The 10,678-nt window shown below is 61.6% G+C and carries 11 protein-coding genes and 1 other RNA gene; 6 read left to right on the forward strand and 6 right to left on the reverse strand.

What is annotated here, in order from left to right; all coding sequences use genetic code 11:
• The first annotated feature begins 344 nt into the window (after positions 1–344).
• Entirely contained in the window at positions 345–2,030 is a 1,686-nt protein-coding gene (locus tag AVJ23_RS07910) for an extracellular solute-binding protein (protein ID WP_437176749.1), read from the forward strand.
• 68 nt (positions 2,031–2,098) lie between these two features.
• On the opposite strand, the gene AVJ23_RS07915 is transcribed toward AVJ23_RS07910, so the two are convergent.
• Together AVJ23_RS07915 and AVJ23_RS07920 are read right to left on the reverse strand one after the other, a co-directional pair.
• Positions 2,099–2,365, reverse strand: a complete 267-nt coding sequence (locus AVJ23_RS07915) for a hypothetical protein (RefSeq protein ID WP_058861612.1) — start codon at positions 2,363–2,365, stop codon at positions 2,099–2,101.
• Between the two features lie 151 nt (positions 2,366–2,516).
• Positions 2,517–3,806 (reverse strand): ATP-binding protein, encoded by a 1,290-nt coding sequence (locus AVJ23_RS07920; protein WP_058861613.1) that lies wholly within the window; start codon positions 3,804–3,806, stop codon positions 2,517–2,519.
• Positions 3,807–3,860: 54 nt separating this feature from the next.
• On the opposite strand from AVJ23_RS07920, the gene AVJ23_RS07925 reads away from it, so the two are divergent.
• From AVJ23_RS07925 to ssrA, 3 genes are all read left to right on the forward strand, one after another.
• Positions 3,861–4,778, forward strand: coding sequence for an MBL fold metallo-hydrolase (locus AVJ23_RS07925; protein ID WP_058861614.1), 918 nt, complete (start codon positions 3,861–3,863; stop codon positions 4,776–4,778).
• A 57-nt stretch (positions 4,779–4,835) separates the two neighbouring features.
• Positions 4,836–5,192 (forward strand): DUF4345 family protein, encoded by a 357-nt coding sequence (locus AVJ23_RS07930; protein WP_058861615.1) that lies wholly within the window; start codon positions 4,836–4,838, stop codon positions 5,190–5,192.
• An 8-nt stretch (positions 5,193–5,200) separates the two neighbouring features.
• Positions 5,201–5,549, forward strand: a transfer-messenger RNA (tmRNA) gene (gene ssrA / locus AVJ23_RS22210).
• A gap of 33 nt (positions 5,550–5,582) precedes the next feature.
• Here ssrA and AVJ23_RS23320 read toward each other — a convergent pair.
• The 3 genes from AVJ23_RS23320 to AVJ23_RS07940 are packed head-to-tail and all read right to left on the reverse strand — an operon-like array spanning position 5,583 to position 6,891.
• Positions 5,583–6,101 carry a tyrosine-type recombinase/integrase gene (locus AVJ23_RS23320; RefSeq protein ID WP_240484554.1) on the reverse strand — a complete coding sequence of 173 codons (519 nt, stop codon included), beginning with the start codon at positions 6,099–6,101 and terminating at the stop codon, positions 5,583–5,585.
• 15 nt (positions 6,102–6,116) lie between these two features.
• On the reverse strand, positions 6,117–6,659 hold the full coding sequence (locus tag AVJ23_RS23325; protein ID WP_240484556.1) for a hypothetical protein: 543 nt from the start codon (positions 6,657–6,659) through the stop codon (positions 6,117–6,119).
• The gene (locus tag AVJ23_RS07940) at positions 6,652–6,891 is read right to left on the reverse strand and encodes a helix-turn-helix transcriptional regulator (RefSeq protein WP_058861648.1); all 240 of its coding nucleotides are present in this window, start codon (positions 6,889–6,891) and stop codon (positions 6,652–6,654) included. Before AVJ23_RS07940 ends, AVJ23_RS23325 begins: the two co-directional genes overlap by 8 nt.
• Before the next feature lie 586 nt (positions 6,892–7,477).
• Here AVJ23_RS07940 and AVJ23_RS22790 point away from each other — a divergent pair.
• Complete coding sequence (locus AVJ23_RS22790; RefSeq protein WP_157772642.1) at positions 7,478–7,702, forward strand: hypothetical protein; 225 nt, start codon at positions 7,478–7,480, stop codon at positions 7,700–7,702.
• A gap of 219 nt (positions 7,703–7,921) precedes the next feature.
• Positions 7,922–8,755: a glycosyltransferase family 2 protein gene (locus tag AVJ23_RS22795; RefSeq protein ID WP_157772643.1), complete on the forward strand. Its 834-nt coding sequence runs from the start codon at positions 7,922–7,924 to the stop codon at positions 8,753–8,755.
• Here AVJ23_RS22795 and AVJ23_RS22800 read toward each other — a convergent pair.
• Positions 8,752–10,527 carry a choice-of-anchor L domain-containing protein gene (locus tag AVJ23_RS22800; RefSeq protein ID WP_157772644.1) on the reverse strand — a complete coding sequence of 592 codons (1,776 nt, stop codon included), beginning with the start codon at positions 10,525–10,527 and terminating at the stop codon, positions 8,752–8,754. The genes AVJ23_RS22795 and AVJ23_RS22800 overlap by 4 nt on opposite strands.
• Between the last annotated feature and the right edge of the window lie 151 nt (positions 10,528–10,678).

The raw sequence follows: 10,678 nt of genomic DNA on the forward strand, positions 1-10,678 counted from the left end.
CTCGGTGGCGGTTGCGGGATAAAAAAAACCCCGGCCGAAGCCGGGGTTCAGTCATTGAGGCAGGTTTCATACAGGCAAGAAACCTATCGAGCAGTAAGGCCTTTATAAGCCTTTCAGCCTTCGAGTCCAAGCTAAAAGTTTGAAAACGCGTAAAAGCACCGCTACGGTTCGGGCCAACAAAACAAGGGCGGTCAGGGATTGTTGCCGAAATGAACGTTAATTTTTTCCAAAAGCTGCGCCAGCAGGCGGCGGCAGCTTCGCTGATTCTCGCGGCGCAGGCCGCGTGGGCCGAGCCACAGCATGGCATAGCTATGTATGGCGACCCGCAACTGCCACCGGATTTTGTGTCCCTGCCCTATGCCAATCCGGATGCGCCCACCGGCGGGCGCATCGCCACCGGCGAGGTCGGCAGCTTCGACAGCCTCAATCCGCATATCCTCAAGGGCTCCACGCCCTGGGCGCTGCGCTTCCTGGCCTACGAATCCCTGATGGGCCGGAATTGGGACGAACCCTTCTCGCTTTACGGGCTTCTGGCCGAATCCATCGAAACCGGGCCGAATCGGGACTGGGTGGAATTCACCCTGCGCGACGAAGCGCGGTTCTCGGATGGCAGCCGGGTGACAGTCGAGGATGTCATGTGGTCCTACGAGACGCTGGGCACCAAGGGGCACCCGCGCTACCGCGGCACCTGGGGCAAGGTCGAGACGATGGAGCAGACCGGCCCGCGCAAGATCCGCTTCACCTTCAACGTGGCAGATCGCGAGCTGGCGCTGATCATCGGCATGCGCCCGATCCTGAAAAAGGCCCAGTGGGAGGGGCGCGCCTTCGACGCCTCGGGCATCGACATCGTGCCGATCAGCAGCGCGCCCTATGTCGTCACCGATTTCGAGGCCGGCCGCTTCGTCGAGCTGAGCCGCGATCCCGATTACTGGGGTCGCGATCTGCCCTTCCGCCGCGGCACGCATAATCTCGACACGATCCGGATGGAGTTCTTCGGTGACGAGACCGCGCTGTTCGAGGCGTTCAAGGCGGGCGTGCTGAATTCGCATCGCGAGTTCAATGCCGAGAAATGGGAGAGCAATTACGATTTCCCCGCCATCCAGGAGGGCGAGGTCGTCAAGTCGCTGATCCCGCATGCGCGCCCCTCGGGGATTCGCGGTTTTGTCATGAATACGCGGCGTGAGCTGTTCGCCGACTGGCGCGTGCGCGACGCGATGATGCACGCCTTCAACTTCGAATACGTGAACGAGGCGATGACAGGCTCGGAACAGCCGCGCATCACCTCGTATTTCTCGAACTCCTTTCTGGGCATGAAGCCCGGCCCGGCCGAGGGGCGCGTGCGCGAGCTGTTGCTGCCCTACGAGGCCGAACTGCTGGAAGGCGCCATGGAGGGATATGCCCTGCCTGTCTCGGACGGAACCGAGCGCAACCGCGCCAACCTGCGCCGCGCCATCCGCCTGATGGCCGATGCCGGCTGGACCGTGCAGGAGGGCGTGATGAAGAACGCGGCAGGCGAGCCGTTCGAATTCGAGATCCTGCTGCGGCAGGGCGAGAACGAATACGCCACCATCGCCGATCTCTTCGTCGAAGGGCTCAAGCGCATCGGCATCGCGGCGACCATCAACATGGTCGACACGGCCCAGTATAACGAACGCACCGATGTCTATGATTTCGACATGACCTCGTATTGGCGCGGCCTGTCGCTGTCGCCCGGCAACGAGCAGAAGCTCTACTGGGGCGCCGAGGGGGTCGAGGCGCCGGGCACGCGCAACTGGATGGGCATGAACTCGCCCGCGGCCGAGGCGATGATCGACGAGATCCTGAACGCCGGCAGCCGCGACGATTTCATCGCCGCCACCCGGGCGCTGGACCGTATCCTGACCACCGGGCGCTACGTGATCCCGCTCTACCAGTACAACGTCTCGCGGCTGGCCCATGCCAAGGAGCTGACCTATCCCGAACGCCTGCCGATCTATGGCGACTGGTTCACGTGGCAGCCCGATGTCTGGTGGTGGGACGAGGCCGGCTGACCGGCCCTGTCAGACCCATGTACCTTGCGGGCCGCCCCGACCGGGCGGCCCGTTTTCTGTACTGGGGTCTATTTCATGCCCTTGCAATGGCCGCGCGACGGCGGGATGCCCAGATGATGCGGGTTCTGCACCAGGATCCAGCGCGGCGGGTAGCCGGGTGCCTGCGTGCGCCGATAGGTGCAGCCATCGGCCGTGGTCATGTAATTGGCCGATTGCGGCGAGACGTAACCTTGCGTGGCGACATAGGGCTGCGCCTGCGCGAGGATCAGGTCGGACGGTGCGCTGGCGGGCAGGCCGAGGCCGGTCGTCAGGACGAGGGCGGCGGTAAGGCTCATGGGACACTCCTTGCATCATGGGGGCGCCGGGCCGGAGCGCGGCGGATGGCGCGACCCTGTCCCGCCCGGGCGCCGAATCCGTGACGCGATCCTGACCAAAGCGCGGCGGAGCGATCTGATTTAATTCAAAATTTCGGGATCGGCCCGCGGCTCAGAGCGCGATCACGATCTCGGCCTTGAGCCCGCCCAGCCGCTCGCTCTTGCCCAGCAGCAACATGCCGCCATGGGCCCGCGTGATGTCCGCCGCGATGGCCAGCCCAAGCCCTACGCCCGAGCCGCGATCCTGGTTGCGCGCCGGGTCCAGCCGCACGAAGGGGCGCAGCGCGCGGTCGCGATCCTCGGGCGGGATGCCGGGCCCGTCATCCTCGATCCGCAGGCGCAAAGCGGTCGGCGTCAACTCGACCGACACGATGCAGCGCGTCCCGTAACGCACGGAATTGGCGACCAGGTTCTCGACCGCGCGGCGCAGCGCCCGGGGCCGCAGCATCACCGCGCCCTGCCCCGCGCCCTCGTCCAGCGCAACGTCATGCCCGGCCCGGCAGGCATCGGCCACGATCTCGGCGGCCAGCGCCGCGGGATCGACCGGCTCGGTCTCGCCCCGGTCGGCATCGCCGCGCGCGAAGTCGAGGAAGGCGTCGATCAGGCGCTGCATCTCCTCGACATCCCGCTCCAGCGGTGCGCGGTCGTCGTCATCCAGCAGCGACAGGCCCAGCCGCAGCCGCGTCAGCGGCGTGCGCAGGTCATGGCTGACCCCCGACAGCATCATGGTGCGCTGCTCGATATGCCGCTCGATCCGGTTGCGCATCTCGACAAAGGCCTGCCCGGCCGACCGTACCTCGACCGCGCCCGAGGGCTTGTAGGGCAGCGCCTGCCCCCGGCCGAAGGCCTCGGCCGCCTCGGCCAGCCGGGTGATCGGGCGCAGCTGGTTGCGCAGGTAGAGAAAGGCGATCAGCGTCATCAGCGCCCCGAAGAACACCATGTTCACCAGCAGCTGGTGCGGGTTCGAGGCCGAGAGCCGCTCGCGGTCGATCCGGGTGCGGTAGAGCGTCCCGTCGCCGCGCAGGTACAGCTGCACCGTGCGGTTGTCGGGCAGCTCGACCCGCTCCAGCGCGGGCACGGTGCGATAAAGCTCGCGGATCACGATCAGCCCGGACAGGTCGTACCAGCGCCGCAGGTTCTCCTCGGGAAGCGTCTCGGGCGGGATCTCGACCAGCCGCATCTCCAGCGCGCGGGCCAGCCCGGTCTCCTCCGGCCGCTCCAGCGCAAGGTTCACGGCGCGCGCCAGCTCGCCGGTCAGCTGCTCGGTCACGCCCTCGAAATGGCGCTGGATGAACACGACCGAGACTACCAGCTGCAGCGTCACCACCGGCAGGACAAGGATCAGCGCGGCCCGGCCATACAGGCTGCGCGGCATGTAGTGTTTGAGCCATTCGAAGGACATGGCTAGACCCTAGGCGAAGCCCGGCGGCAAGACCACGACAAAGGAGCCACGCCCATGCAGGACCCCGATCCCGATTTCCGCCCCGTCCCGGGCATGGCCGAGGCGCTGACGCCGGGGCTGCGCCGCATCGTGGCGAACAACCCCTCGCCCATGACCTTCCGGGGCACCAATACCTACCTGCTGGGCGAGACCGGGCTGGCGGTGATCGACCCCGGCCCGGACGATCCGGCCCATCTGCAGGCGATCCTGTCGGCGGTCGGGCCCGGCCAGCGCATCACCCATGTGCTGGTGACTCATGCGCATCTCGACCATTCGCCGCTGGCCCGCCCACTGGCCGAGGCGACGGGCGCGCCGGTGCTGGGATTCGGCCCGGCCACCGCCGGGCGCAGCCCGGTCATGGCCGGGCTGGCCGCCGGGGGGCTCGTGGGTGGCGGCGAAGGCGTGGACGCGGCGTTTGCGCCCGATATCACCCTGGCCGACGGCGCCGAGCTGGAGGGCGCGGGCTGGCGGATCACCGCGCTGCACACGCCCGGGCACATGGCCAATCACCTGAGCTTTGCCTGGGGCGACACGCTGTTCACCGGCGACCTCGTCATGGGCTGGGCCAGTTCGCTGGTCTCGCCGCCCGATGGCGACCTGACGGCCTTCATGGACTCGCTGCGCCGGTTACGGCAGCACCGCTGGCAGCTGTTCCATGCCGGGCATGGCGCGCCGGTCACCGATCCGATGGCGCGCCTCGCGGCGCTGTACGATCACCGCATGGCGCGCGAGGCGGCCATCGTGGCGGCGCTGGCGGACGGGCCGGCGGATGCGCCGGGCCTCGCGCGGCGGATCTATACGGACGTGCCGACCGCGCTGTTGCCGGCGGCCGAGCGCAACGTGCTGGCCCACCTGATCGACCTGACCCAGACCGGCCGCGCCAAGCCCGAGGGCCAGCTGACCGCACATGCGCGCTTTGCCCTGACCGGTTGACCCTCGCCCCGGGGCCGCACCACGCTAGCTGACCCGCATCAGGAAAAGAGGCCCGTCATGATCGAGATCACCCAGATCGCCATTGCCCTTGTCACCATCGCCTTCGGCCTGTTCGGCTTTGTCGCGCCGCGCTACACGGCGAACGTGCTGGACTTCCGCATCGGCGACAGCTCCATGGGGCTGAGCGAGCTGCGCGCCTCGGCCGGCGGGCTCTTCGTGGCCATGGGTCTGGCCTGTTTCGTGCTGGGCCCGCCCGCCTACCTGATGCTGGGCGTGGCCTATGGCGGGGCCGCCATGGGGCGGGCCGTGTCGATGGTGCTCGACCAGCCGCCGCAGCCCAAGGCGCTGATGTGGTTCCTGTTCGAGGCCCTGCCCTCGGCTTTCCTGATCGCGGTCAACCTCGGCCGGATCTAGGCCACGCCCCCATTGCAAACGCCGCTCATCCGCTTATATTGGCAGTGTTCCTTCGGGAACTATGGGCATAAACGCGCATGTAATAAGCGGATCGGACCCGGGGGCGGTACCCGGCGGCTCCACCAAACACCCGGTCGTTGGCGGGTCATGGGGCCGAAACAGGATCGACGAACGTGTAAAGATGTTGCTTTGTCCCGGTGAGATACCACCGTTATCGGTTCACATTGCATAATTGCCAACGACAATCATGCTCCGGTTGCAGTTGCTGCGTAAGCAGTGACAAGACCGAAATCTAAGCCCTTGCGCCTAGCCGCGTAAGGCGGGGTTCGCAGGCACCTGGCAACAGAAGCCTGCACTCTCTTTTCTGACGGCTAAGTGCCTGCATAGTCGTCATTTTTGCTTTCCACTTTTCCAGTGTTTTACAGTAGTATCGTCGTGTCGTTCGGGCGTTTCCCTCAAAACAGCCTGTCCGCTGGCCTTCCGGTCAGCATGGCGACAGTAGTGTTCGACCATCTCGACAGACATCCCAACCATATCCGAGATTTGCAGAGCAGAGTAACCAGCCGCCCGCAGACGGATAACTGCATTGGCGCGCAGGCCATGAGGCACCGCACCCGCTAGGATCGGGTGCTTCTGGCGTTCGCGGTCAAACGCCTTCCACATCTGATTCGTGCTGAGCGGTTTGCCCTTGCTCTTGCCATCCTCTTGCAAGAGGAACGGCCCGGGACGCCGCTCCCACGTCGCCATTTCGGCTTCCAGTTCCGGGAAGATCGGGCACCACGGCTTCACGCCGGTTTTCTTCTGCGGCAGGCTGAAACCGCCGTCGTCTTCATCGTTCGGGTTGAGGCGCACCACGTCACTGATCCGCTGGCCAGTGTAGCGGCTCAGGAAGTAGAAGCGGCGGATCATGCCCGTGAAGTGCTTTTACCCGTAGTCCAGTTGCTCGGGCGTCCAGGGCCGGTGCCCCTCGCCCTTGGCGAACCGCTCGACGCCTTGCGTCGGGTCATGGGTCAGCAGTTCGACCGGACCGTTTGCCCAGGCCACCATCGCCTTGAGCGCGTCCAGGACGTTGTTTGCCGCACCGGGCTTTTCAGCCCCGATCTTGCGAATGAGCGCATCCACATGACGCGGGCGGAGTTCCCGCGCTGGCAGGTCGCCCCACGCCTTGCGGGCGGGCTTGAGGTAGCGACGGTAATGCTCTTGTGTGCCCTTGCTGATCTTGCGTTGCCGCGTCTGCCAAGAGACCTCGAATGCATCGATCAGCGCGCCAATGGTATCCGTCGCCGTGGGGCCGAAGGTGCCTAGAGCTTGCCGCACCGCGCTCCAAAACTCGGGCGCCTGCGGATCGTCGGGAAGCCGGATGCGCTCGCCGGCGTGGGCGGTGCCCCTGCCCTCTTGATAGTAGAAGTATTCGCGCCCACGGGACACGACGCGACGCACATGGCGCGGCAGGGATACGCTAGACATTGTCAAGCCCCGCCATGAATTGATCCGTGTCGCCGTTCGTCTGCGGATGCAGACACGCCGCGACCTCAGCCCAGCACCAGCGGACAGCGCCGCCGCGACGGATCGGCTTGGGCAGGAAGTCGCGCTTCACCCACTCGTCAACCGTGCTCTCGCTAATGTCCAACTCAGCCGCCAGCGTGGCCTTGGACGGGAACGCGGGCGGAAGGTCGCCAAAGATTGCGCGCTTACCCATCCCCACCTCCATATAAGTGCGACAAATCGCCCTCCATCAACGTAGGCACGTAGCACCCAGCCGAAAACGCACAATGTTTCCGACCTGCCGCGTGGATGCGGAAATTTGTTGCGTTCTTACTGGTCATCGATTTGCACTCATTCCCTTGGCGGGAGCGGCTCGAAATCGACAAACTAAGAGGCAGCATAGTCCTCCCCTTTTCCAAACTGTTCCTCCCACTTAAGTGCGTCGCCGACCTGTTCACGAAGTTCAGATATGTCGAGGACCAAACTCAGAGCCCGGGACATTCGAAGTTGAGGGAAAGGGCCTTCTTCCTCCAAGAACCATTCGCTGGACCAATCACAGGAGTAGACCAAGCGCTCCACATTCTGTTGACCTTCGAACATCTGGTAAGCCGTGCAAGCGATCTGCCCAGCCCGCTCAGGAGCCACGGACATCGACAGCAAATTTCCAAAGATCTTCAAAGCAACGGTCTGATCGAGATCGAAGATGCGCGCAGACCCGGGGCGCGTCTGAGGCGCACAAGGATAATGCCCAGCATGGACCATCTCGTTGAAACGAGCCGGGTCGACCCTGGCGATCTCGCATGCTTTCTTCGTTCGAACGCCTGAGCGCATGTCAAAAACCTCTTGATATTGACCATAGCTTACCGGAACTGATTGCTCACGGCAATTGGTTTCTCGCGGCTGTTTCCTGGCCCCCTCTTCGCGCCAGCCCGGAGGTCAAACGTGCACATGACAAATCCTCCTTCGTTGCCAATAGTGAACGTGCGTGCAATGTTCCGCCAAAAGGAAGAGAGCTTGCCGAATGAATCCGATGACCCACAAAGCCCCAAAAAACTAACCTACACCGATGGATGTATCAGCTATTCAATGGCGTATTTAGTATGCCAAAGCAGTCGATTTGAAGCATCGATCACGAAAACGGCAAACTTGGCTTCTCTGACCATTTTCTCAAAGTGTTGCACCTACCCCCATGCCGAATATTGCAGCGCTGTGTCCACAAGTTTCCATGAAATGTGCTCTTGCGAATGCCGATTATATCTCTGACATCGATACCTCCGAGATTTCACGGCCTCTCGGCCGTCGTTGAAAGCCTTCTCTGTCAAACGGCAAATATCGAAGAAATCCGCATCTACATACCTTCGGCTTACCGCCGCTTTCCCGACTGGTCAAAAACCTTGCCCGCTGTGCCGGATGGGATAAACGTCGTGCGGGTTGCCGATGATCTGGGACCTGCGTCCAAGGTGTTACACGCTTCTCAAGACCTGTCCGCAACCAGCACGCCAATTCTTTTTTGTGATGATGACCGCATTTATCCACCGGACTGGGCGACTGGGCTTCTCGATGCACACGCAACACGACCCAACGAATGTGTTGCTGCGATCGGACGTCAAGTGACCGACGTGATGGCGGAAGCAGTGCCACTGCACCAACGAAACCGAGCGAAGGTTGGCAAACAGTATTTTGACCCTCGTTACCGCTTGCAGCGTATTGGGCAGCAATGGCGAGAGAAGCGATTGCGAACACGAGGGGAAAAACCAGCCCGTCGCCTTGTTGCCCGCTCAGGGTACGTCGATCTGCTCCAAGGCTATGCTGGGGCGGTCATGCTACCGCATTTCGTTGACGAGGCTTGGTATGACATCCCGGACGACATCTGGATGGTCGATGACATCTGGCTCTCGGGCCACCTTGCACGCCGCAACATCCCGATCTGGCTGCCGAAGCGTCAGGAAATATGCAAACGTGCACCAAATGATGCCATCCAGGCACTCCGGAATTGTGTATTCGATGAAGCTGGCCGAGATGCCTCCAATCGGCGAGCCATCTCGTATTTTCAAGAGACCTACGGTATCTGGCGTTAGGCGATATCGACGTACAGGACGACGTCCTGAAAGTCATCATCGCTTTTCCCGTTGCGCATCAGATCTTCAAAGCCGATCCGCAGAGCGCCTTCCCCATCGTCAGAGACGCCGGACAGGACATGCTGCATCCCGTCCGGGTTCAGCGCAGCGTCATGCGAGAAGAAGACGTTGATCCCGGTCAGGACTATGCCCTGGCTTGCAAGATCGAAGCCGCCCGCGCCATCGCTCACGAACTCGAAATCATCTGCACCGAATTCGGCCTGATCAATGCGCCGGCCCCCATCTTGCACAAGGAAGAACCCGATATCATTGTCCGGATCGCTCACCGTGATATCCATCGGTCCGGATGCGGTCTTTGCGTTGGCGGCAAGGATTGTAACGTTGACGAGTTGACCGGTTGGGTCGATTTCATAGTAGCCAACCGTGTTGTTGAACCCCGCGCTCGCATTGGCCTCAAAGGTCACGGTCATGTTGGTGACGTTGTGACCGTTCAAGAACTCGGCATTGACGATCCCGTTAATCTCACTCCCGTCGACCGCCTTCCTATTTTGGAGCGCAGTCAAGAAACTTTCGAAGGTAACCTGCGTATCCGTTTCGAGGCGGGCGGTCATGAAGTCACCAGCGTTGAAATCGCCTTCGAGGGTGACCTTGCTGTCCGGAGATCCATCCTGATTGATGTCGACTTCGAGGATTGCCGAGCCAGAAAAAACACTGAGTTGCGAGCGGAGGAAAGTCACGCTTTCGAACACCAGTGACTTCAACTGATCGAATCCCGAGATAACGTCGTCCCTCAACTCCGAGAGAGTGCCGGAAACGGATCCGATCCCGTCCGCAAGGTTGAACGTCTCGTTCGCATCAGATGCATCAAGATTGTTCTGATCAACTGTTCCGTTGACGATCACAGGAACGCCGTCGCCCGTCTGAAACTCAAGGTTCGTGACATAGATGGAAGAATCGACCTCTTGGTCGCCTATATCCGCAACCGCAATCTTTATAGAGTTCCACCCCTGCTCAAGGGGCACTTGGACTGCGAGCGCACCGAACGCCTCCCATGCGATAGGGTAATTGCTTGTATTTGAAAAGTAATCTATTTCATTATCGATATAGTCTAGTGCAAGATCGTGATCGGCCAGCCCCAATGGCAGTAGCCTTATGGCTTCATCTGGTTCGAAGTTGCCATCGTGATTGGAATCAACCCATACTGCGGCCCCGTCAAAATAATCATCACCGAACGGACCTGTCGGCCCATACTCGTCGGTACCGTAGCCAAGATCAAAACTTAGACTTTCAACATCTGCATCATCCAAGAATAGATCGAATGTGATAACAGAAGCATCTTCAGTTTGATATGTGCTCGGAAAAACTGTTCTCAAAGCCTCATCAAGCTCGGTGTCACCATCCGTGCCGTGCCGGACTTGTATGAAGCTGGGGTTTGATGTGGGACCGTGGAACCCGCCAGAAGATAGGAGGATACCGCCCTCGAAATCGATACTCAGTTCCGGGATTTCGAAGTCGCTAACCAGGAAAGCCGCATCTTCGCTGCCTGTGTATGTGACGTTCGAGATCGCGGTGCCGAAGATGGATTCGAGGTAAAGTTCGGCTACGTCGCTGCCGTCAGCCAACCCGAATTCGTCTGCCGCGTTGGCAAAGGAGATGGTTTCGGTAACGCCGCCTTCGGGAAAGGCCGGTGACGGCGATGGAGTGCTCGGAACATAATCATCTTCTTCCAACGAGGATAGGCTTTGACCGCCAATCGACAGCTGCGAAAGCAATGCACCATTTGCGGCATTGTCCCAAGCTTCGGCAATTCCGTTTGGAAAACCGTAGGGTCAGGATGCATTGATTGTCGCTGTACGGCATGATTCACGGCTCTGAAAACGGAGCGGTGACATGAGCGACCTTTTCTGGCTGACCGACGAGCAG

The organism is Pseudoponticoccus marisrubri, from assembly GCF_001482405.1.
In the GTDB taxonomy this organism is placed as follows: domain Bacteria; phylum Pseudomonadota; class Alphaproteobacteria; order Rhodobacterales; family Rhodobacteraceae; genus Pseudoponticoccus; species Pseudoponticoccus marisrubri.

Excerpts from the sequence above, each read along its gene's own strand:
- AVJ23_RS22795 (WP_157772643.1), top strand. The coding sequence starts at position 7,922 with ATGCCGATTATATCTCTGACATCGATACCTCCGAGATTTCACGGCCTC.
- AVJ23_RS07925 (WP_058861614.1), top strand. The coding sequence starts at position 3,861 with ATGCAGGACCCCGATCCCGATTTCCGCCCCGTCCCGGGCATGGCCGAG.
- AVJ23_RS07915 (WP_058861612.1), bottom strand. The coding sequence starts at position 2,365 with ATGAGCCTTACCGCCGCCCTCGTCCTGACGACCGGCCTCGGCCTGCCC.
- AVJ23_RS07930 (WP_058861615.1), top strand. The coding sequence starts at position 4,836 with ATGATCGAGATCACCCAGATCGCCATTGCCCTTGTCACCATCGCCTTC.
- AVJ23_RS23325 (WP_240484556.1), bottom strand. The coding sequence starts at position 6,659 with ATGTCTAGCGTATCCCTGCCGCGCCATGTGCGTCGCGTCGTGTCCCGT.
- AVJ23_RS22790 (WP_157772642.1), top strand. The coding sequence starts at position 7,478 with ATGCTTTCTTCGTTCGAACGCCTGAGCGCATGTCAAAAACCTCTTGAT.
- AVJ23_RS07920 (WP_058861613.1), bottom strand. The coding sequence starts at position 3,806 with ATGTCCTTCGAATGGCTCAAACACTACATGCCGCGCAGCCTGTATGGC.
- AVJ23_RS07940 (WP_058861648.1), bottom strand. The coding sequence starts at position 6,891 with ATGGGTAAGCGCGCAATCTTTGGCGACCTTCCGCCCGCGTTCCCGTCC.
- AVJ23_RS23320 (WP_240484554.1), bottom strand. The coding sequence starts at position 6,101 with ATGATCCGCCGCTTCTACTTCCTGAGCCGCTACACTGGCCAGCGGATC.